The 21091-nt window shown below is 63.8% G+C and carries 18 protein-coding genes and 1 pseudogene; 16 read left to right on the forward strand and 3 right to left on the reverse strand.

The genetic code is table 11. The annotated features are described in order from the left end of the window. Window positions 1-19: 19 nt before the first annotated feature. Together AC1RMG_RS24865 and AC1RMG_RS24870 are read right to left on the reverse strand one after the other, a co-directional pair. Window positions 20-784: a methyl-accepting chemotaxis protein gene (locus AC1RMG_RS24865; RefSeq protein ID WP_370059460.1), complete on the reverse strand. Its 765-nt coding sequence runs from the start codon at window positions 782-784 to the stop codon at window positions 20-22. A 93-nt stretch (window positions 785-877) separates the two neighbouring features. Next, window positions 878-1984: pseudogene (locus AC1RMG_RS24870) on the reverse strand (HAMP domain-containing protein); the annotation flags it as partial. Window positions 1985-2194: 210 nt separating this feature from the next. On the opposite strand from AC1RMG_RS24870, the gene AC1RMG_RS24875 reads away from it, so the two are divergent. Both AC1RMG_RS24875 and AC1RMG_RS24880 read left to right on the forward strand, forming a co-directional pair. Continuing rightward, entirely contained in the window at window positions 2195-2449 is a 255-nt protein-coding gene (locus AC1RMG_RS24875) for a hypothetical protein (protein WP_011058771.1), read from the forward strand. 35 nt (window positions 2450-2484) lie between these two features. Next, a complete protein-coding gene (locus tag AC1RMG_RS24880) occupies window positions 2485-3054 on the forward strand; it encodes a lipocalin family protein (protein WP_011058772.1) in 570 nt (189 codons plus the stop codon). 81 nt (window positions 3055-3135) lie between these two features. Here AC1RMG_RS24880 and AC1RMG_RS24885 read toward each other — a convergent pair whose 3' ends face one another. After that, window positions 3136-4500: a formimidoylglutamate deiminase gene (locus tag AC1RMG_RS24885; protein ID WP_011058773.1), complete on the reverse strand. Its 1365-nt coding sequence runs from the start codon at window positions 4498-4500 to the stop codon at window positions 3136-3138. A 107-nt stretch (window positions 4501-4607) separates the two neighbouring features. On the opposite strand from AC1RMG_RS24885, the gene hutC reads away from it, so the two are divergent. From hutC to dtd, 14 genes are all read left to right on the forward strand, one after another. Further along, on the forward strand, window positions 4608-5357 hold the full coding sequence (hutC, locus tag AC1RMG_RS24890) for a histidine utilization transcriptional repressor HutC (RefSeq protein ID WP_011058774.1): 750 nt from the start codon (window positions 4608-4610) through the stop codon (window positions 5355-5357). After that, window positions 5354-5926, forward strand: a complete 573-nt coding sequence (locus AC1RMG_RS24895; RefSeq protein ID WP_011058775.1) for a HutD/Ves family protein — start codon at window positions 5354-5356, stop codon at window positions 5924-5926. Before hutC ends, AC1RMG_RS24895 begins: the two co-directional genes overlap by 4 nt. A 404-nt stretch (window positions 5927-6330) precedes the next feature. Beyond that, window positions 6331-8013, forward strand: coding sequence for a urocanate hydratase (gene hutU / locus AC1RMG_RS24900; protein WP_011058776.1), 1683 nt, complete (start codon window positions 6331-6333; stop codon window positions 8011-8013). Between the two features lie 129 nt (window positions 8014-8142). Then, a complete protein-coding gene (locus AC1RMG_RS24905) occupies window positions 8143-9612 on the forward strand; it encodes a purine-cytosine permease family protein (RefSeq protein WP_053156003.1) in 1470 nt (489 codons plus the stop codon). Window positions 9613-9687: 75 nt separating this feature from the next. After that, window positions 9688-10653: an ABC transporter substrate-binding protein gene (locus tag AC1RMG_RS24910; protein ID WP_053148633.1), complete on the forward strand. Its 966-nt coding sequence runs from the start codon at window positions 9688-9690 to the stop codon at window positions 10651-10653. 71 nt (window positions 10654-10724) lie between these two features. After that, the gene (locus AC1RMG_RS24915) at window positions 10725-11576 is read left to right on the forward strand and encodes an ABC transporter permease (RefSeq protein ID WP_011058779.1); all 852 of its coding nucleotides are present in this window, start codon (window positions 10725-10727) and stop codon (window positions 11574-11576) included. Beyond that, window positions 11573-12403: a quaternary amine ABC transporter ATP-binding protein gene (locus tag AC1RMG_RS24920; RefSeq protein WP_011058780.1), complete on the forward strand. Its 831-nt coding sequence runs from the start codon at window positions 11573-11575 to the stop codon at window positions 12401-12403. The genes AC1RMG_RS24915 and AC1RMG_RS24920 overlap by 4 nt, the downstream gene beginning before the upstream one ends. Before the next feature lie 80 nt (window positions 12404-12483). Then, on the forward strand, window positions 12484-14007 hold the full coding sequence (locus AC1RMG_RS24925; protein WP_493170474.1) for an HAL/PAL/TAL family ammonia-lyase: 1524 nt from the start codon (window positions 12484-12486) through the stop codon (window positions 14005-14007). 117 nt (window positions 14008-14124) lie between these two features. After that, window positions 14125-15663 (forward strand): histidine ammonia-lyase, encoded by a 1539-nt coding sequence (gene hutH, locus AC1RMG_RS24930; RefSeq protein WP_493170476.1) that lies wholly within the window; start codon window positions 14125-14127, stop codon window positions 15661-15663. Between the two features lie 156 nt (window positions 15664-15819). Continuing rightward, complete coding sequence (locus tag AC1RMG_RS24935; RefSeq protein ID WP_015633849.1) at window positions 15820-17232, forward strand: amino acid permease; 1413 nt, start codon at window positions 15820-15822, stop codon at window positions 17230-17232. 10 nt (window positions 17233-17242) lie between these two features. Further along, window positions 17243-18448: an imidazolonepropionase gene (hutI, locus tag AC1RMG_RS24940; RefSeq protein WP_041115309.1), complete on the forward strand. Its 1206-nt coding sequence runs from the start codon at window positions 17243-17245 to the stop codon at window positions 18446-18448. A 10-nt stretch (window positions 18449-18458) separates the two neighbouring features. Beyond that, on the forward strand, window positions 18459-19259 hold the full coding sequence (gene hutG, locus AC1RMG_RS24945) for an N-formylglutamate deformylase (RefSeq protein WP_342403496.1): 801 nt from the start codon (window positions 18459-18461) through the stop codon (window positions 19257-19259). A 202-nt stretch (window positions 19260-19461) separates the two neighbouring features. Next, the gene (gene pip, locus AC1RMG_RS24950) at window positions 19462-20433 is read left to right on the forward strand and encodes a prolyl aminopeptidase (RefSeq protein ID WP_011058786.1); all 972 of its coding nucleotides are present in this window, start codon (window positions 19462-19464) and stop codon (window positions 20431-20433) included. Next, complete coding sequence (gene dtd / locus AC1RMG_RS24955; RefSeq protein ID WP_011058787.1) at window positions 20430-20867, forward strand: D-aminoacyl-tRNA deacylase; 438 nt, start codon at window positions 20430-20432, stop codon at window positions 20865-20867. The genes pip and dtd overlap by 4 nt, the downstream gene beginning before the upstream one ends. Window positions 20868-21091: the final 224 nt, after the last annotated feature.

A 21091-nucleotide genomic window follows, 5' to 3' on the forward strand; every position in this document is an offset into this window, starting at 1 on the left:
AGCCGGCGAAGCCGTTCCTTTAAATACGGAAACTGCCCACCAGATGCTGCAGGCGCTTGGCCTGCTGCTCCAGGTCGGCGCAGGCGCGCAAGGTGGCCTGGAGGTTTTCCACGCCTTCCTGGTTGAGGGTGTTGATCTCGGTGATGTCGACGTTGATCGACTCCACCACGGCGGTCTGCTCCTCGGTGGCGGTGGCCACCGACTGGTTCATGCCGTCGATCTCGCCGATGCGCTGGGTCACGCTGCCCAGGCGCTCGCCGGCCTGGTTGGCAATGCCCACGCTGTTCTCGCTCTCGCGCTGGCTTTCGGTCATGGTGCCCACCGCTTCACGGGCGCCTACCTGCAGTTCCTCGATCATCTTCTGCACTTGCTGCGCCGAATCCTGGGTGCGGTGGGCGAGGTTGCGCACTTCGTCCGCTACCACTGCGAAGCCGCGCCCGGCCTCACCGGCGCGGGCGGCTTCGATGGCGGCGTTGAGGGCCAGCAGGTTGGTCTGCTGGGAGATGCTGGTGATCACCTCCAGAATCTGCCCGATGTTCACCGTGCTGCTGTTGAGGGTTTCGATGTTGTCGCAGGAGCTGCTGATCTTGGCCGACAGCTGGTGCATCGCGGCGATGGTCTTGTCCACTACCTGCTGGCCGTCTTCCGCCAGGCTGCGGGCGTCGCTGGAGTGCTGCGAGGCCAGGGCTGCGTTCTGGGCGATTTCCTGGGCGGCGGCGCCCAGCTGGTTGATGGCTGCGGCCACGCTGCTGGTGCGCGAGGCCTGCTGGTCGGAGTTGAACATCGACGAATTGGAGGCAGCCACGACCCGCAGGGCCACTTCGTTGACCTGGCCGGTGGCCGAGGACACTTCGCGGATCGAGCTGTGGATGCGTTCGACGAAACGGTTGAACGACACTCCCAGGGTGCCGAATTCGTCGTGGCCGTGGATCACCAGGCGTTTGGTCAGGTCGCCTTCACCTTCGGCGATATCGTGCATGGCCCGGCCCATCAGGTGCAGGGGCTGCATCAGCATGCGGATCAGCATGCCCAGCAGGCTGATGATGATCACCACGGCAATGGCCATGGCGATGATGGCCGAGGTGCGGAACTCGCTGAGCATGGCGAAGGCGGTGTCCTGGTCCAAGACCAGGGCCACGTACCAATCGGCCGAGGGCACGCCATTGACGTGGGTGAAGGAAATGAACTGGGTCTTGCCGCCCTGCTGTACTTCTTTCAGGCCCGGGCTGACGTTCGGCGCTGCGTTGGGGTAGGCCTCGCTCAGGTTCTTGAGCACCAGCTTGCTGTCAGGGTGGATGAGGATCTTGCCCTCGGCACTGACGATGAAGGCATGGCCGTGGCCGCCGAAGTTCAGTGAGTTGATGATGGCGCTGACGCTCGACAGGTCGATGTCGGCACCGGCCACACCGATCATCTGGTTCTGGTGCTGTACCGGGGTGGCGACGGTGATCACCAGCTTGCCCGACGAGGCGGCGATGTAGGGTTCGGTGACGATGGTCCGCTGGGCGCCGGTGGCTGCCTTGTACCAGCCGCGGGCACGGGGGTCGTAATCGGCGGCGCGGTTGCCGGCCGGTACCGAGAACATCACGCCGTCCTGGCCCCCGAAGTAGCTGAGCTGGAAGTTGCCGGTGTAGGCGGGCAGGCCGACGCTGCGTTTCAGGCTATCGGCGCCGCTGCCGTCCACGGCGATCTGCTGGGCCAGGGATTGCAGGAGCTGGATGCGGCTCTCCAGCCAGGTCTGGATGTTGCTGGTGGTCAGGCTGCCCAGTTCCTGCATCGAGGCTTCGGTGCTGCTGCGCAGGGCCTCTCGCTGTCGATAGTCGTTGAACAGAATAAAACAGGCGAACGCAACGGCAACCACAAGGGCGGCGGCGAGCAGGATCTTGTGGCTGAACTTCATATTTCTGGTCATTAAATGAACTACCGCGAGGGGCTGGTCAACGAGGGGCGTCAATTTGCCACAGTGGAGGGCTTTGCGCTGCATCTTATGTCGACTGGCCACCACTGAAAATGAGGGGCAGATGCACAAAGCCGACGAACTGTCAGGTGCGGCAAAAAGGTCCTTGATTTACGAGGCAATTGCCCGGTTTGCCAGGCAAGAAATACCCGTCTCCCCGGGGAACCAGAAGGGGGTTTTCTCTTCTAAGCTTCTGGTTGGCTGACAGGCCTTCCCCCTTTTGTTCAGGAGTTCACCATGTCCCTGCGTTCTCTCGCTCTGTTGTCGTTCTGCGTGCTGCTGGCCGCGTGCAGCAAGGTCAATCAGGAAAACTATTCCAAGCTGTCGGCGGGTATGCCCAAGGCCGAGGTCGAACAACTCCTGGGCAAGCCGACTGACTGTTCGGGCGCGCTGGGCATGTCCAGCTGCACCTGGGGTGACAAGAACAGCTTTATCAGCGTGCAGTACGCCGGTGACAAGGTTCTGATGTTTTCCGGGCAAGGCCTGAAGTAAAAAAACCGGGGCTTCGGGCCCACGGGAGAAAAATAATGATGCGTTTTGCTGTCACTCTTCTGGTCGGCCTGCTCTTGGCCGGCTGCGCCACGTCCCGGGACGATTCGCTGGCGCCCAAGACCGTCAACCACGTCGATCTCAAGCGTTATCAGGGCACCTGGTACGAGCTGGCGCGGTTGCCCATGTACTTCCAGCGCAACTGTGCGCAATCCGAGGCTCGCTATACCCTGCTGCCGGAGGGCAACGTGGCGGTGCTCAATCGCTGCCTGACGCCGGAATGGAAATGGGAAGAGGCCCGTGGTACGGCCACGCCTCAAGTGCCGGGCAAGACCGACAAGCTGTGGGTGGAGTTCGATAACTGGTTCTCGCGGCTGCTGCCGGGCGCTACCAAGGGCGACTACTGGGTGTTGTACGTCAGCGATGACTACAAGACCGCGATTGTCGGCAACCCGAACCGCCGTTACCTGTGGCTGCTGTCGCGGACCAAGGAGGTCAACGAAACGGTGCGCGAGGAGCTGCTGAGCAAGGCTCGCCAGCAGGGATATGACACCACGCGGCTGATCTGGCGGGTGTCGGACTCGGCCATGGCCAAGACCTCGAAATAAGCTCATCCGCAGGAGCTGGCTGGCCGGCGAAGGCGTTCGTGAGAATGCTTTCGCCGGCCAGCCGGCTCCTACAGGTCGGGGTTAGTTGAGCAGGTCACGCAGGACCTGGGTGAAGGCCCGGCTGCTGTCTTCTTCGGCGGCGTGACGCCCGTCGCGCACGACCCACTGCCCACCCACCATCACATCGCGCACCTGACGGTCGCCGCCGGCGAACAGCCAGCGGTTGAGAATCCCGTCGCCGTCGGCGGTGGCCAGGTAGGGGTCGTTGCCATCCAGCACCAGCCAGTCGGCGCGGGTACCCACGGCCAGGGCGCCAATGCCTTGTCCCAGGGCCTGGGCCCCGCCATCCAGCGCGGCGTCGTACAGGGTCCGGCCGACCATGGGCTGGTCGGCGCGGTACAGGCGGTTGCGGCGTTGGTCCCGCAGGCGCTGGCCGTACTCCAGCCAGCGCAGCTCTTCCACCACGCTCAAGGACACATGGCTGTCGGAGCCGATGCCCAGGCGCCCGCCCTGGGCCAGGAAGTCCACCGCCGGGAAAATACCGTCGCCCAGGTTGGCCTCGGTGGTCAGGCACAGGCCGGCGATGGCCCGGCTTCTGGCCATGAGGCTGACTTCCTCGGGGTTGGCGTGGGTGGCGTGGACCAGGCACCAGCGCTGATCCACCGCGACGTTTTCATACAGCCACTGCAATGGACGCCGGCCGCTCCAGCTCAGGCAGTCGTCGACTTCCTTCTGCTGCTCGGCGATGTGGATATGCACCGGGCAATGGCGATCACTGGCAGCCAGCACTTCGCTGATCTGCTGTGGCGTGACCGCTCGCAACGAGTGAAAGCACAGGCCCAGTTGCTGGTTGGCCTGCTGCGCCAGCAGCGGCTGCAAGTGCTGTTGCAGCTTGAGGTAGTTTTCCGTGCTGTTGATGAAGCGGCGCTGGCCGTCATTCGGTGCCTGGCCACCAAAGCCTGCGTGGCTGTAGAGCACTGGCAGCAGGGTCAGGCCGATACCGCTGCCGGCGGCGGCCTGGCTGATGCGTCGGGACAGTTCGGCGGGGTCGGCGTAGGGCTTGCCGTCGCTGTCGTGATGCACGTAGTGGAATTCAGCTACCGAGGTGTAGCCGGCCTTGAGCATTTCGATATACAGCTGCCGGGCGATGACTTCCAACTGCTCGGGATTGATCTTGCCCACCAGGCGGTACATCAGGTCGCGCCAGGTCCAGAAGCTGTCATTGGGGTTGCCGGCCACTTCCGCCAGCCCGGCCATGGCCCGCTGGAATGCATGGGAGTGCAGGTTGGGCATGCCCGGCAGCAGCGGGCCCTTGAGCCGTTCCGCGCCGTCTGCGCTGGCGTTGGCCTGGATCTGTGTCAGTTGGCCGTTAGCGCTGACTTCAAGGCGTACATGGTTGGCCCAGCCATCAGGCAGCAGTGCACGTTCGGCGAAAAAGGCGGACATGGTTCAAGCACCCTATCGTTTGTTATTTGTATATACATATACAGACGTTTGCCTGCCCGGTAAACTCCGGCAAGCTAGCCACCTTTATCGATCAACAAGGATTTCCTGTGCCGACTCCGCCTGCCAAATCGCCGCTGGCTGCCCACTTGGGCGATAGTCCGGCGCCCTTGTACGCCCGCGTCAAACAGATGATCACCCAGCAGATCGAGAGCGGAAACTGGCCGCCGCACTACCGTGTTCCCTCGGAAAGCGAGCTGGTCAATCAGCTGGGTTTCAGCCGCATGACCATCAACCGCGCGCTGCGCGAGATGACGGCCGAAGGCATGCTGGTGCGGATGCAGGGCGTGGGCACTTTCGTCGCCGAACCCAAGAGCCAGTCCGCCCTGTTCGAAGTGCACAACATTGCCGACGAGATCGCGTCTCGCGGTCATCGCCACACCTGCCAGGTGATCACCCTGGGCGAGGAGGCCGCCGGTTCCGAGCGTGCCCTGGCCCTGGACATGCGTGAAGGGCAGAAGGTCTTCCACTCGCTGATCGTGCATTTCGAGAACGACATCCCGGTGCAGATCGAGGACCGTTTCGTCAACGCCCTGGTGGCGCCGGAGTACCTCAAGCAGGACTTCACCCTGCAGACCCCCTACGCCTATCTGTCCCAGGTCGCGCCCCTGACCGAGGGCGAGCATGTGGTGGAGGCGATTCTCGCCGAAGCCGAAGAATGCCGGCTGCTGCAGATCGAGCGGGGCGAGCCTTGCCTGCTGATTCGCCGTCGCACCTGGTCCGGGCGCCAGCCGGTGACCGCCGCGCGGCTGATCCACCCCGGTTCCCGTCATCGTCTGGAAGGGCGCTTTCACAAATGATCCAGCTCACCCATCTGCGTGCCGCCGACTACCCACGCATGCCCTGGAAAAACGGTGGAGGCAGCACCGAAGAGATTGCCCGGGATACCGGTGACGGCCTGGACGGTTTCGGCTGGCGCCTGTCGATTGCCGATATCGCCGAGTCCGGCGGGTTTTCCAGTTTTGCCGGTTACCAGCGGGTCATCACCGTGCTCCAGGGCGCGGGCATGCAACTGACCATCGATGGCGAGGATGTGCGGCCGCTGTTGCCTCTGGACGCCTTTGCCTTCAGCGGCGCCAGCCAGGTCGATTGCACACTGCTGGAGGGGGCGATCCGCGACTTCAACCTGATCTATTGCCCACAGCGCTACGTCGCCCGTTTGCAGTGGCTCGATGGCCAGCAGCGGTTTTTCACTCAGGCGCACACCTTGTTGCTGTTCAGTGCTGCCGAGCAAGCCTGGGTGGATACCGGTAGCGCACCGGTGCAAGCACTGGGGCGTTATGACTGCCTGCGCCTGGAAGGCAATCGCGGGCTGCTGGAAGTCGCCCTGGACGGGCTGTGCTGCGTGATCGAACTCACCGCCCGCTGATTCATCGCGTCTTGCCGCAGGCCGGGATACGGCCTGCGGATGCTGCAAACCTCCTTTCTTTATTCGTGCTTGGTTGCCCTCGGCTTCGTGCGGGGTCCTGCGTGCCTGCGCCGGCGCGCCTGCTGTTTCTTGCGCGCACTCATTTGTTACCGAACGCCCCAGCTCGGCGCAAAAGCCCATCCTGGTAACAGCCGCGCGCGTGGCAAAAAACCTTCGCTGAAAATTTATCTTTGGTTGAAAGCCCCGTTCTACAAGGCCTGCGATGTGTTCGTCAGGTTTATGAGAATGATCTTGAGGGAGTTGGCCGCTTGATTGCATATGCTTGTATGTACAAGTAAATATGTGTGCGTAAGAGTCGATGGAATCCTCTTCGCACCTTGGACTCATCGCCGAGGAGTTTTTCCGTGACCGACAGCAAGCCAACTAAATACCGTAACGTCGAAATCCGTGCTGCACGCGGCAACAAGCTGACCGCCAAGAGCTGGCTGACCGAAGCGCCGCTGCGCATGCTGATGAACAACCTCGACCCGGAAGTTGCCGAGAACCCCAAGGAACTGGTGGTGTACGGCGGCATCGGCCGCGCGGCGCGCAACTGGGAGTGCTACGACAAGATCGTCGAGGCCCTGACCCATCTGAATGACGACGAAACCCTGCTGGTGCAGTCCGGCAAGCCGGTGGGCGTGTTCAAGACCCACAGCAATGCCCCGCGGGTACTGATCGCCAACTCCAACCTGGTGCCGCACTGGGCCAGCTGGGAACACTTCAACGAACTGGATGCCAAGGGCCTGGCCATGTACGGCCAGATGACCGCCGGCAGCTGGATCTACATCGGCAGCCAGGGCATCGTCCAGGGCACCTATGAAACCTTCGTCGAAGCCGGCCGCCAGCATTACGATTCCAACCTCAAGGGCCGTTGGGTACTGACTGCCGGTCTGGGCGGCATGGGCGGCGCCCAGCCACTGGCCGCGACCCTGGCCGGGGCCTGCTCGCTGAACATCGAGTGCCAGCAGACCAGCATCGACTTCCGCCTCAAGACCCGCTACGTCGACGAGCAGGCCACCGACCTGGACGACGCCCTGGCGCGGATCAAGAAATACACCGCCGAAGGCCGTGCCATCTCCATTGCCCTGTGCGGCAACGCTGCCGAGATCCTGCCGGAACTGGTACGCCGCGGCGTGCGCCCGGACATGGTCACCGACCAGACCAGCGCCCACGACCCGCTGAACGGCTACCTGCCCAAGGGCTGGACCTGGGAGCAGTACCGTGACCGCGCCCAGACCGAGCCGGCGGCGGTGATCAAGGCGGCCAAGCAGTCCATGGCCGTGCACGTCCAAGCCATGCTGGACTTCCAGAAAATGGGGGTTCCGACCTTCGACTACGGCAACAACATCCGCCAGATGGCCCAGGAAGAGGGCGTGGAAAACGCTTTCGACTTCCCTGGCTTCGTCCCGGCCTATATCCGTCCGCTGTTCTGCCGTGGCATCGGCCCGTTCCGCTGGGCGGCGCTGTCCGGTGATCCGCAGGACATCTACAAGACCGACGCCAAGGTCAAGGAACTGATCCCCGACGACGCCCACCTGCACAACTGGCTGGACATGGCGCGCGAGCGCATCAGCTTCCAGGGCTTGCCGGCACGGATCTGCTGGGTTGGCCTGGGCCTGCGCGCCAAGCTCGGCCTGGCCTTCAACGAAATGGTCCGCAGCGGCGAGCTGTCGGCACCGATCGTCATCGGTCGCGACCACCTGGACTCCGGTTCCGTGGCCAGCCCGAACCGTGAAACCGAATCCATGCAGGACGGTTCCGATGCCGTGTCCGACTGGCCGCTGCTCAATGCCCTGTTGAACACCGCCAGTGGCGCGACCTGGGTTTCCCTGCACCACGGCGGCGGCGTCGGCATGGGCTTCTCCCAGCATTCGGGGATGGTGATCGTCTGCGACGGCACCGATGAAGCGGCCGAGCGTATTGCCCGGGTGCTGCACAACGACCCGGCCACCGGGGTGATGCGTCACGCCGATGCCGGCTACCAGATCGCCATCGATTGCGCCAAGGAACAGGGCCTGAATCTGCCGATGATCACCGGCAAGTAACCACCGCCCTCTGTAGGAGCCAGCTTGCTGGCCAAGCATGCACCGCGGTGCATCAGGCACACCGCCTCGCGAGCCCGCTCGCTCCTACAGGGGAAATCGTCTGCAGTGCCCACTAGAGGTTCGACGTCCATGGCTTTAGCGAATGATCGTGCAAGCAACAAACCGTTGATCGAAAGGCGTTCGATCGACTACATCCCGGAAGCGGAAAGACACGGTCGTCTCTTGAGTCAATTCACCCTGTGGTTGGGCGCCAACCTGCAGATCACCGCCATTGTCACCGGCGCCCTGGCAGTGGTCCTGGGCGGTGATGTGTTCTGGTCGCTGATCGGCTTGCTGGTCGGTCAGTTGCTGGGTGGCGGGGTCATGGCCCTGCATGCCGCCCAGGGCCCGCAACTGGGGCTGCCGCAGATGATCTCCAGCCGCGTGCAGTTCGGCGTGTACGGTGCGGTGATTCCCCTGGTGCTGGTGTGCCTGATGTACGTCGGCTTTTCCGCCAGCGGTTCGCTGCTGGCGGGGCAGGCGGTGGCGCAACTGCTGCACGTCGAAGACTGGGCCGGCATCTTGCTGTTCGCCGGCTCGATCATGGTCTTCACCATTTTCGGCTACCGGGTCATCCACGGCATCGGGCGGATCGCCAGCGTGCTTGGCGTGGTGGCCTTCATCTACCTGTTCTACAAGCTGCTGGCAGGCAACGACATCACGGCCCTGCTCGGCAACAAGCATTTTTCCCTGGCCAGCTTCCTGCTGGCGGTATCGCTGTCGGCTTCCTGGCAGATCGCCTTCGGCCCTTATGTGGCGGACTACTCGCGTTACCTGCCGCGCAGCACCTCGGCGGCGAAAACCTTCTGGGCCGTAGGCCTGGGTTCGGTGATCGGGGCCCAGGCCGCGATGGTCTTCGGGGTCTTCGCGGCGGCCCTGGCCGGGTCCCAGTTCGCCCACCACGAGGTGTCGTTCATCGTCAGCCTCGGCGGTACCGGTATCGTCGCCGGCCTGCTGTATTTCGCCGTGGCCTTCGGCAAGGTCACGGTGACCACGTTGAATGCCTACGGCAGCTTCATGTCGATCGCCACCATCATCAGCGGCTTTCGCGGCAGCCGGCATATCGGCAGCGGTGTGCGCCTGTTCTACATCTTCATCATGGTCTCGCTTGCCGCCACCCTGGCACTGTTGGGCAAGGATTCGTTCCTCAAGGATTTCTCCGCCTTCATCCTGTTCCTGCTGGCGTTCTTCACGCCCTGGAGTGCGATCAACCTGGTGGATTTCTACTGCATTACCAAGGAGCGCTATGACATCCCCGCGCTGTCCAATCCGGACGGTCGCTACGGCCGCTGGAATGTCATGGGCATCAGTATCTATGTGTTCGGCGTGCTGATTCAGATGCCGTTCATTTCCACCCACTTCTACACCGGCCCCCTGGTGGCGAGCCTCGGAGATACCGACATCTCCTGGATCATCGGCCTGGTGGTGCCCGCGGCGTTGTACTACGCCTGTGCGAAGAAGTGGCATGGCGCGGTGCCCGAGCACCTGATCCTGCCAATAGAGCAGGGCGCGCCCACCGAACAAAAAACGAGTGGGACCACCCGCGCTGCAGCGGTATGAGTCTTGATTGGACGTGGACAGGGCTGGATGCCTCTTAACTGCCGTAAGCCAACTCATGATTAGGAGCGTCACACAATGAAAATACATAAGACCCTGCTGACCACGTTGCTGTCCATGGGCCTGCTGGCCGCTTCCGGCGCCCAGGCCGCGGGCTGGTGCGAGTCGGGCAAGGCGGTGAAGTTCGCCGGCCTGAACTGGGAAAGCGGGATGTTGCTGACCGACGTGCTGCAGCTGGTCCTGGAGAAGGGCTACGGCTGCAAGACCGACAGCCTGCCGGGCAACTCCATCACCATGGAAAACGCCCTGGGCAGCAATGACATCCAGATCTTCGCCGAAGAGTGGGTGGGCCGCAGCGAGGTGTGGAACAAGGCCGAGAAGGCCGGCAAGGTGGTGGGCGTCGGCGCGCCGGTGGTGGGTGCTGTCGAAGGCTGGTACGTCCCGCGCTACGTGATCGAAGGCGACGCCAAGCGCAAGCTCGAAGCCAAGGCCCCGGACCTGAAGAACATTGCCGACCTGGGCAAGTACGCCAGCGTGTTCAAGGACCCGGAAGAACCGAGCAAGGGGCGTTTCTACAACTGCCCGGCGGGCTGGACCTGCGAGCTGGACAACAGCGAGATGCTCAAGAGCTACGGCCTGGAAAGCAGCTACACCAACTTCCGCCCGGGCACCGGCCCGGCCCTGGATGCGGCGGTACTGTCGAGCTACAAGCGCGGCGAGCCGATCCTCTTCTACTACTGGTCGCCGACCCCGCTGATGGGCCAGGTGGACCTGGTCAAGCTCGATGAGAAACCTGGCGTCGACAAGAGCGTGAGCATCAAGGTCGGCTTGTCCAGAGTCTTCCACGACGAGGCCCCGGAGCTGGTGGCGGTACTGGAAAAGGTCAACCTGCCGATCGACCTGCTCAACCAGAATCTGGCGCGCATGAGCCGTGAGCGCATCGAGTCGCCGAAACTGGCGAAACTCTTTCTCAAGGAACATCCTGAAGTCTGGCACCCATGGGTCAGTGAAGAGGCCGCCGGGAAAATCGACGCGGCCCTGTAGCCCGGGCTTTTCCGGCGGCTCCAAGGGCCGTCGGGAACCGGACAGCAACCTCCTTTGAGCGAGAGTTTCCTATGTTTCCAGAAAGCTTCACGTTTTCCATCGCCGATTGGGTCAACGGCTGGGTCGACGCCCTGGTGACCCATTATGGCGATGTGTTCCGGCACATTTCCGACACCCTGCTGTGGGCCATCGTCAACCTCGAAGGCCTGCTGCGCATGGCGCCCTGGTGGCTGATGCTGGCGATTGTCGGCGGTATCGCCTGGCACGCCACCCGCAAGCTGCTGACCACCGCGGTGATCGTCGGCCTGCTGTTCCTGGTGGGCGCGGTGGGGCTGTGGGACAAGCTGATGCAGACCCTGGCGCTGATGCTGGTGGCCACCCTGATCTCGGTGCTGATCGGCATCCCCCTGGGGATCCTCTCGGCCCGCAGCAACCGCCTGCGCTCAGTGCTGATGCCGCTCTTGGACATCATGCAGACCATGCCCAGCTTCGTGTACCTGATCCCGGTGCTGATGCTGTTCGGCCTGGGCAAGGTGCCGGCGATCTTCGCTACGGTGATCTACGCCGCGCCGCCCTTGATCCGCCTCACCGACCTGGGGATCCGCCAGGTGGACGGCGAGGTGATGGAGGCGATCAACGCCTTCGGCGCCAATCGCTGGCAGCAGCTGTTCGGTGTGCAACTGCCCCTGGCCCTGCCGAGCATCATGGCCGGGATCAACCAGACCACGATGATGGCCCTGTCGATGGTGGTGATCGCCTCGATGATCGGTGCCCGTGGCCTGGGCGAGGATGTGCTGGTGGGGATCCAGACCCTCAACGTCGGGCGCGGCCTGGAAGCGGGGCTGGCGATCGTGATTCTGGCGGTGGTGATCGACCGCATTACCCAGGCCTACGGTCGTCCGCGCCATGAGGTGAGCAAATGAGCAGCGCTGCCATCAGCAAGATCGAAGTGAGGAACGTCTTCAAGATTTTCGGCAGTCGCCCTGCCGATGCCCTGGCGATGATCCGCCAAGGCAAGGGCAAGGACCAGGTGCTGGCCGAGACCGGCTGTGTGGTCGGGGTCAACGACCTGTCCCTGAGCATCGGCACCGGCGAGATCTTTGTCATCATGGGCCTGTCCGGCTCTGGCAAGTCGACCCTGGTGCGCCACTTCAACCGCCTGATCGACCCCACCAGCGGCGCGATCCTGGTGGACGGCGAGGACATCCTGCAATACGACATGGAGGCCCTGCGCCAGTTTCGCCGGCACAAGATCAGCATGGTGTTCCAGAGCTTCGGCCTGCTGCCCCACCGCAACGTGCAGGACAATGTTGCCTACGGCCTCAAGGTGCGCGGCGAGAGCAAGGCACTGTGTGCCGAGCGTGCCTTGCACTGGATCAACACCGTGGGCCTCAAGGGCTACGAGAACAAGTACCCGCACCAGCTGTCCGGCGGCATGCGCCAGCGGGTCGGCCTGGCCCGGGCCCTGGCGGCGGACACCGACATCATTCTCATGGACGAGGCCTTCAGCGCCCTCGACCCGCTGATCCGCGCAGAAATGCAGGACCAGTTGCTGGAGCTGCAGAAGACGCTGCACAAGACCATCGTCTTCATCACCCATGACCTGGACGAGGCCGTGCGCATCGGCAACCGCATCGCGATCCTCAAGGACGGCCGCCTGATCCAGGTGGGCACGCCCAGGGAGATCCTGCATTCACCGGCGGATGAGTACGTCGATCGTTTCGTCCAGCGTCGTGCCGCGACGGTGTAGTTCAACAGCCCACAAGCCCCGGGCCCGTAGGAGCTGGCTTGCCAGCGAAGAGGCCCCCGGATTTCACCACGAGGTTAACGATGTTCCAGGCTGAAAAGATCGTAATCGCCGACGCCCCCCTGGGTTGGCAGGATGTTGTCGCCGTCGCCCGCCACGGTGCTGAGCTCGAACTCTCGGAGCAGGCCTGGGCGCGGATCGACAATGCCCAGGCCATCGTGCGCAAAGTGGTGGACAGCGGCGAGCGCGCCTATGGCATCAGCACCGGCCTTGGGGCCTTGTGCAATGTGTTGCTGGCCGGCGAGCAGCTCAGCCAGCTGTCGCGCAATACCCTGCTCAGCCATGCCTGCGGAGTTGGCCCGGTGCTGGCCGACGAACAGACCCGGGCGATCATCTGTGCGGCCATCATCAACTACAGCCACGGCAAGTCCGGGATCCACCGGCAGGTGGTCCAGGCGCTGCTGGCGCTGCTCAATCGCGGGATCACCCCGCAGGTGCCGTCGCAGGGTTCGGTGGGCTACCTGACCCACATGGCCCATATCGGCGTGGCGCTGCTCGGCGTCGGTCAGGTCAGCTATCGCGGGCACATCGTCAGCGCCGAGCAGGCCCTGGCCGAGGAAGGGCTGCAAGCGGTGCAACTGGGGGCCAAGGATGGTCTGTGCCTGGTCAACGGCACGCCGTGCATGACCGGCCTCGGTTGCCTGGCCCTGGCCGATGCCAGCCGCCTGTTGCAGTGGGCCGACGTGATCGGCGCCATGAGCTTCGAGGCCCTGCGCGGCCAGATCGCCGCCTTTGATGCCGAGATCATCGCCCTCAAGGCGCACCCCGGCATGCAGGTGGTGGGCAGCAACCTGCGGGCCTTGCTCGACCGCAGCGAGGTGATCGCTTCCAGCAAGGGCATCCGTACCCAGGACGCCCTCAGCATCCGCTCGATTCCCCAGGTGCACGGTGCTGCCCGGGATCAACTGGCCCACGCGGCCAGGCAGGTGGAAACCGAGCTCAATGCCGCCACCGACAATCCGTTGCTGCTGGGCACCCCGGACAACTATCAGGTGGTGTCCCAGGCCAACCCCCACGGCCAGTCGGTGGCCCTGGCGGCGGACGTGCTGGCGATTGCCATGGCCGAGATCGGCTCCATCGCCGAGCGCCGCCTGGACCGCCTGATCAACCCCCATGTCAGTGGCCTGCCGGCGTTCCTGGTGGCCGAGCCCGGGGTCAACTCCGGGATGATGATCGTGCAGTACGTGGCGGCCTCGCTGTGCGCGCAGAACCGCCAGCTGGCACAGCCGGCGGTGCTCGACAACTTCGTCACCTCGGGCCTGCAGGAAGACCACCTGAGCCTGGGCACCAACGCCGCCCTGAAGCTGCTGCAGGTGCTGGAAAACTGCACCCAGATTCTCGCCATCGAGTACCTGCTGGCGGCCCAGGCATTCGAATTTCTCAAGGAGCAGCGCTTCGGCACCGGCACCGGCATTGCCTGGTGCCTGCTGCGCGAGCGGGTTCCGGCCTACGACCAGGACCGCTGGCTGGCCCCGGATATCGCCAGCGTGGCGGCCTTGCTCAAGGACCCGCGATTGCTCAACAAACGCTTTTCCAAGGTGCAATAAAACGGATTTCCCCATCGCCAGCGTGCCAAGGCGCCACCTGCTCAAGCTGCGGGTGGCGACGGACAACGGAAGCTTCCGGAGCGACTGGCTAGTTATTACAAAACTCTCAAAAGGAGCATGAATGTGACTGCGCTAAACCTGATTCCCGGCCAACTGACCCTGGCCCAACTGCGGGCCATCTATCAGCAGCCGCTGACCCTGACCCTGGATGGCAGCGCCTCGACGCAGATCGACGCCAGCGTCGCCTGTGTCGAGCAGATCCTCGCCGAGAATCGTACTGCCTATGGCATCAACACCGGTTTTGGCCTGCTGGCCTCGACCCGCATTGCCAGCGCCGACCTGGAAAACCTCCAGCGCTCGCTGGTGCTGTCCCACGCCGCCGGTGTTGGCGAGCCTATCAGCGATGACCTGGTACGCCTGATCATGGTGCTCAAGGTCAACAGCCTGAGCCGTGGCTTCTCCGGGATCCGCCGCCAGGTGATCGACGCCTTGATCGCCCTGATCAACGCCGAGGTCTACCCGCACATCCCGCTCAAGGGCTCGGTGGGTGCTTCCGGCGACCTGGCGCCTTTGGCCCACATGTCCCTGGTGCTGCTGGGCGAGGGCAAGGCGCGCTACAAGGGGCAGTGGCTGGAAGCGACAGCGGCCCTGGAAGTGGCCGGCCTCAAGCCGTTGACCCTGGCCGCCAAGGAAGGCCTGGCGCTGCTCAACGGCACCCAGGTTTCCACCGCATACGCCTTGCGCGGTCTGTTCGAGGGCGAAGACCTGTTCGCCGGCGCCCTGGTGTGCGGCGGCCTGACCGTGGAAGCGGTGCTGGGTTCGCGCTCGCCATTCGACCCGCGGATTCACGCCGCTCGTGGTCAGCGCGGGCAGATCGATACCGCCGCGGCCTATCGCGCGTTGCTGGGGGACAGCACCGAGGTATCCGCGTCGCACAAGAACTGCGACAAGGTCCAGGACCCGTATTCCCTGCGTTGCCAGCCACAAGTGATGGGTGCCTGCCTGACCCAGTTGCGCCAGGCTGCCGAAGTGCTGGTGGTGGAAGCCAACGCCGTGTCGGACAACCCGCTGGTGTTCGCCGCCGAAGGTGACGTGATTTCCGGTGGCAACTTCCACGCCGAGCCGGTGGCCATGGCCGCCGACAACATGGCCCTGGCCATCGCCGAGATCGCCTCCCTGAGCGAACGGCGGATCTCGCTGATGATGGACAAGCACATGTCCCAGCTGCCGCCGTTCCTGGTGGCCAATGGCGGGGTCAACTCCGGCTTCATGATCGCCCAGGTCACCGCCGCGGCCCTGGCCAGCGAGAACAAGGCCCTGGCCCACCCGCACTCGGTGGACAGCATCCCTACCTCTGCCAACCAGGAAGACCACGTCTCCATGGCCCCGGCCGCCGGCAAGCGCTTGTGGGAAATGGCCGAGAACACCCGTGGTGTCCTGGCTGTGGAATGGCTGGCGGCCTGCCAGGGGCTGGACCTGCGCGAAGGCCTGAAAACCTCGCCGACCCTGGAAAAGGCCCGTGCCACCTTGCGCGAGAAAGTGGCGTACTACGAGAAGGACCGCTTCTTTGCACCGGACATCAACGCCGCCAGTGAGTTGCTGGCTTCGCGTTGCCTGAACGGGCTGCTGCCAGCCCGGTTGTTGCCGAGCCTGTAATGCACGCCGGGCCGCCAGGCAGCTTCGCGCTCGGCGTGGAGCTGCGGCCCGTGCTGGTTGGCTTTACCTGCAAGACAGGCGCGGAGCGTCTGCTTCCTCCGCCCCGCACCCCTGCGCGGGGCGGACTTGTCCGATAACAATAAAAGGGACGATGACATGCAATCGCAAGACAGTGGACTACGCCGAGGGCTGACAGCCCGCCATATACGCTTCATGGCCTTGGGGTCGGCCATCGGTACAGGATTGTTCTACGGTTCGGCCTCGGCCATCCAGATGGCCGGGCCCGCCGTGTTGCTGGCCTACCTGATCGGTGGCGCGGCGGTTTTCATGGTGATGCGCGCCCTCGGGGAGATGGCCGTGCACAACCCGGTGTCCGGTTCGTTCGGGCATTACGCCAGCCAGTACCTGGGGCCGTTGCCGGGCTTCATCCTGGGGTGGACCTACGCCTTCGAGATGTTGATCGTGTGCCTGGCGGACGTGACTGCCTTCGGCATCTACATGGGCTTCTGGTTTCCCGAAGTGGCGCGCTGGATCTGGGTGCTGGGCATCGTGCTGTTCATCGGTGGCCTGAACCTGTGCAACGTCAAGGTGTTCGGCGAGATGGAGTTCTGGCTGTCGCTGCTCAAGGTCGGGGCGATCGTCGCGATGATCCTGGGGGGCTTGGGCATCATGCTCTTCGGTATCAGCAGCGCCGCGCAGGACCAGGCCACTGGCGCCGCCAACCTCTGGGCCCACGGCGGCTTCATGCCCAATGGCATCAGTGGGGTGATCGCCTCGTTTGCCGTGGTGATGTTTGCCTTTGGCGGCATCGAGATCATCGGGGTCACTGCGGGCGAGGCCCAGGATCCGAAGCGGGTCATTCCCAAGGCGATCAATGCCGTGCCGCTGCGTATCCTGCTGTTCTACGTGCTGACCCTGTTCGTGCTGATGTCGATTTTCCCCTGGCCGCAGATCGGTACCCAGGGCAGCCCGTTCGTGCAGATCTTTGACAGCCTGGGCATCAGCTCGGCCGCCACTATCCTCAATATCGTGGTGATTTCGGCGGCGGTATCGGCCATCAACAGCGACATCTTCGGCGCCGGCCGGATGATGTATGGCCTGGCCCGGCAAGGGCAGGCGCCCAAGGGCTTTGCCCAGGTGTCCAAGCACGGGGTGCCGTGGATGACCGTGGTGGTGATGGCCGTGACTCTGTTGATCGGGGTGGTGCTGAACTACCTGATCCCGGAAAACATCTTCCTGCTGATCGCGTCCCTGGCCACGTTCGCCACGGTCTGGGTGTGGCTGATGATTCTCCTGACTCACGTGGCCATGCGCCGTTCGATGACCGCCGAGCAGGTGGCCCAGTTGCAGTTCAAGGTGCCATTCTGGCCTTGGGCCCCGGCGGCGGCCATTGCCTTCATGCTGTTCATCTTCGGCGTGCTGGGCTATTTCCCGAAAACCCAGGGAGCGCTGATCGTCGGCGTAGTGTGGATCGCTCTACTGATCGTGGCCTATATGCTGTGGGTCAAGCCCATGGCGGGGCAGGCCCAGGCGATCATGAGCGACGCTCCTTTACCTACTGACCATTAATGGAGGTTGGATGAAAACTCTTTGGCAACACTGCAACGTCGCCAGCATGGCCTCGGGTGTTTACTCGATCATCGAGGATGCGGCCATGGTGACGTCAGGGGCGCACATCGAGTGGATCGGCCGGCGCTCGGAGGCGCCGGCCGGCGACTACGCCCAGGTCAATGACCTGGCTGGAGCCTGGGTAACCCCGGGCTTTATCGATTGCCACACCCACACGGTATTTGGCGGCAACCGCAGTGGTGAGTTCGAGCAGCGCCTGCAAGGGGTGAGCTATGCCGAGATCGCCGCTGCCGGCGGTGGTATCGCCAGTACCGTACGGGCTACTCGGGCCGCCACCGAGGAGGAACTGTTCGGCAGCGCCCGCAAGCGTCTGCTGAGCCTGTTGCGCGATGGCGTGACCAGCGTCGAGATCAAGTCCGGCTACGGCCTGGACCTGGCCAGCGAGCGCAAGATCCTGCGGGTGATCCGTCGCCTGGGCGAAGAGTTGCCGGTCAGCGTGCGCAGCACCTGCCTGGCGGCCCACGCCCTGCCGCCGGAATACGCCGAGCGCAGCGATGCCTACATCGAGCATATCTGCAGCGAGATGCTCCCGGCCCTGGCGGCCGAGGGGCTGGTGGACGCGGTGGATGCCTTCTGTGAATACCTGGCGTTCTCCCCGGAGCAGGTGGAGCGGGTGTTCATTGCCGCGCAACAGCTCGGCCTGCCGGTCAAGCTGCACGCCGAGCAACTGTCGTCGCTGCATGGTTCGAGCCTGGCGGCCCGCTACCATGCGCTGTCCGCCGATCACCTGGAGTTCATGACCGAGGAGGATGCAATAGCCATGGCGGCGTCCGGGACCGTGGCGGTGTTGCTGCCGGGGGCCTTCTATTTCCTCCGGGAAACCCAGCTGCCGCCAATGGAAGCCCTGCGCAAGCACGGGGTGAAGATCGCCGTGGCCAGCGACCTCAATCCCGGTACGTCACCGGCGTTGTCGCTGCGGCTGATGCTGAACATGGCCTGTACCTGTTTCCGTATGACCCCCGAGGAGGCCCTGGCCGGGGTTACCCTGCATGCGGCCCAGGCCCTGGGCATGGAAAAGACCCATGGTTCGCTGGAGGTGGGCAAGGTGGCGGACTTCGTCGCCTGGCAGATCGATCGTCCTGCCGACCTGGCCTACTGGCTGGGCGGCGATCTGGAAAAGCGCGTCGTGCGACACGGCGTTGAAGTGACTGTGTAGGAGAAGGGTTGTGGATAAGGTTCTGAATTTCAAACAAGGCCGGGTGCCGCTGCTGATCAGCATGCCCCACGCCGGTACGCGCCTGACCCCGGCGGTGGCGGCCGGGCTGGTGCCCCAGGCGCAGAGCCTGCCGGACACCGACTGGCACATTCCACGGCTGTACCAGTTCGCCCAGGAGCTGGGGGCCAGTACCCTGGCGGCCGAATATTCGCGTTTTGTCATTGACCTGAACCGCCCGTCCGATGACAAGCCCCTGTACGTGGGGGCCACCACTGGCCTGTACCCGGCCACCCTGTTCGACGGCGAGCCCTTGTTCGTCGAAGGTCAGGCGCCGTCCAGTGAGGAGCGCGAGCAGTACCTGCACGAGGTGTGGGGGCCTTACCACCGCACCCTCCAGGAAGAGCTGGCGCGGCTCAAGGCCGAATTCGGCTATGCCCTGCTGTTCGATGCCCACTCCATCCGCTCGTTGATCCCGCACCTGTTCGAAGGCAAGCTGCCGGACTTCAACCTCGGCACTTTCAATGGCGCCAGCTGCGATCCGCAACTGGCCGGCCGGCTGGAGGCGATCTGCGCCGGCCACGGCGGCTACACCCATGTGCTCAACGGGCGCTTCAAGGGCGGGCATATCACCCGCCACTACGGCAACCCGGCCGAGCATATCCATGCCGTGCAACTGGAGCTGGCACAGAGCGCCTACATGGAAGAGTTCGAACCGTTCCGCTATCGCGAGGACCTGGCAGCACCGACCCAGGTGGTGCTCAAGGAATTGCTCCAGGGGCTGCTGGCCTGGGGGCAGGAACGTTACGCCTGACAGCAAGCGCTCCTACAGCGGGTACACGCCTTTGTGTAGGAGCGCGCTTGCTCGCGAAGCGCCTTCGACCCCCGCGCAAAACCTGCAAACAACCCTGTTTTCTCCAAGGACATGCTCATTGCGTAATTCGGGTTTATGATGCCGGACGGCAGAATAAATGTAGTCCCCGCCAGGGATGAACCCGACCTCCACGGAGCGCGTAATGCAGACTTTGTACCCGCAGATCAAACCCTATGCCCGGCACGATCTGGCCGTCGACGAGCCGCACGTGCTGTATGTCGACGAAAGTGGTTCACCGGAAGGTTTGCCGGTGGTGTTCATTCATGGCGGGCCGGGGGCGGGCTGCGATGGGGCCAGCCGCTGCTACTTCGACCCGAATCTGTACCGCATCGTCACGTTCGACCAGCGCGGTTGCGGGCGTTCCACCCCCCACGCCAGCCTGGAAAACAACACCACCTGGGACCTGGTGGCGGACCTTGAGCGCATTCGCCAGCACCTGGGCATCGACAAGTGGGTGCTGTTTGGCGGCTCCTGGGGTTCGACCCTGGCCCTGGCCTATGCCCAGACCCACCCGGAGCGCGTGCTCGGCCTGATCGTGCGGGGCATCTTCCTTGCCCGGCCCCAGGAGATCCAGTGGTATTACCAGTGTGGCGCCAGCCGCCTGTTCCCCGACTACTGGCAGGACTATGTGGCGCCGATTCCTCTGGAAGAGCGGCATGACCTGGTCAGCGCCTTCCACAAGCGCCTGACCGGCACCGACCAGATCGCCCAGATGCATGCGGCCAAGGCCTGGTCGGGCTGGGAAGGGCGCACCGCGACCCTGCGCCCCAACCCGTTGGTGGTGGACCGTTTCTCCGAGCCGCAGCGGGCGCTGTCGATTGCCCGGATCGAATGCCATTACTTCACCAACAACGCCTTCCTCGAACCTGACCAGCTGATCCGCGACATGGGCAAGATCGCCCATCTGCCCGGGGTCATCGTCCATGGCCGCTACGATGTGATCTGCCCGCTGGACAACGCCTGGGAGCTGCATCAGGCCTGGCCCAACAGCGAGCTGCAGGTGATCCGCGACGCTGGCCACGCCGCCTCCGAGCCGGGCATCACCGATGCTCTGGTACGCGCCACCGACCAGATGGCGCGCCGTCTGCTCGACCTGCCGCCCGAAGAAGCATGAAGGGCCTGTTGCAGCGCGTGCGTGGCGCGCGGGTGGAAGTCGCCGGGGACATAGTCGGCGCGGTGGACCAGGGATTGCTGGTACTGGTGGCGGTGGAGCCCGAGGACACCCGGGCCAGTGCCGACAAACTCCTGCATAAGCTGCTTAACTATCGGGTGTTCAGTGATGCCGAGGGCAAGATGAACCTGTCCCTGGCGGATGTGCAGGGCGGCTTGCTGCTGGTGTCGCAATTCACCCTGGCGGCAGACACCAAGAGCGGGCTGCGCCCGAGCTTTTCCACAGCCGCGCCGCCGGCCCTTGGCGAAGAGCTTTTTGACTACCTGGTAGTGAAGGCGCAACAGTTGCATGGCAAAGTGGCATCAGGGCGTTTTGGCGCGGACATGCAGGTGCACCTGGTCAATGATGGCCCGGTAACCTTCCTGTTACAGACCTGAAAACGCCTGAAACAGCTTTTTCCACCGATTTGGGCCGGAAACTGCTGTTTTTCGCGATAAATACTTTGTTACCCCTGATGCGTTGTAACGCGGGCTACTAGATAATCGCGCGCTACGGGGATCAGCGTTCGTTGGTCCATTTTGACTTAAGTAGAGACTTGTCCACGGCCGTTTGGGGAATCATTTAGCCCCATCGGAGTCGGAACAATGCTCGCCAACCTGGC

The organism is Pseudomonas sp. GW822-FHT04H02, assembly GCF_058800645.1.

Excerpts from the sequence above, each read along its gene's own strand:
- AC1RMG_RS24915 (WP_011058779.1), top strand. The coding sequence starts at position 10,725 with ATGTTTCCAGAAAGCTTCACGTTTTCCATCGCCGATTGGGTCAACGGC.
- AC1RMG_RS24925 (WP_493170474.1), top strand. The coding sequence starts at position 12,484 with ATGTTCCAGGCTGAAAAGATCGTAATCGCCGACGCCCCCCTGGGTTGG.
- AC1RMG_RS24920 (WP_011058780.1), top strand. The coding sequence starts at position 11,573 with ATGAGCAGCGCTGCCATCAGCAAGATCGAAGTGAGGAACGTCTTCAAG.
- AC1RMG_RS24895 (WP_011058775.1), top strand. The coding sequence starts at position 5,354 with ATGATCCAGCTCACCCATCTGCGTGCCGCCGACTACCCACGCATGCCC.
- hutI (WP_041115309.1), top strand. The coding sequence starts at position 17,243 with ATGAAAACTCTTTGGCAACACTGCAACGTCGCCAGCATGGCCTCGGGT.
- pip (WP_011058786.1), top strand. The coding sequence starts at position 19,462 with ATGCAGACTTTGTACCCGCAGATCAAACCCTATGCCCGGCACGATCTG.
- AC1RMG_RS24865 (WP_370059460.1), bottom strand. The coding sequence starts at position 784 with ATGTTCAACTCCGACCAGCAGGCCTCGCGCACCAGCAGCGTGGCCGCA.
- hutH (WP_493170476.1), top strand. The coding sequence starts at position 14,125 with ATGAATGTGACTGCGCTAAACCTGATTCCCGGCCAACTGACCCTGGCC.
- AC1RMG_RS24880 (WP_011058772.1), top strand. The coding sequence starts at position 2,485 with ATGATGCGTTTTGCTGTCACTCTTCTGGTCGGCCTGCTCTTGGCCGGC.
- AC1RMG_RS24875 (WP_011058771.1), top strand. The coding sequence starts at position 2,195 with ATGTCCCTGCGTTCTCTCGCTCTGTTGTCGTTCTGCGTGCTGCTGGCC.
- dtd (WP_011058787.1), top strand. The coding sequence starts at position 20,430 with ATGAAGGGCCTGTTGCAGCGCGTGCGTGGCGCGCGGGTGGAAGTCGCC.
- AC1RMG_RS24885 (WP_011058773.1), bottom strand. The coding sequence starts at position 4,500 with ATGTCCGCCTTTTTCGCCGAACGTGCACTGCTGCCTGATGGCTGGGCC.
- AC1RMG_RS24935 (WP_015633849.1), top strand. The coding sequence starts at position 15,820 with ATGCAATCGCAAGACAGTGGACTACGCCGAGGGCTGACAGCCCGCCAT.
- AC1RMG_RS24910 (WP_053148633.1), top strand. The coding sequence starts at position 9,688 with ATGAAAATACATAAGACCCTGCTGACCACGTTGCTGTCCATGGGCCTG.
- AC1RMG_RS24905 (WP_053156003.1), top strand. The coding sequence starts at position 8,143 with ATGGCTTTAGCGAATGATCGTGCAAGCAACAAACCGTTGATCGAAAGG.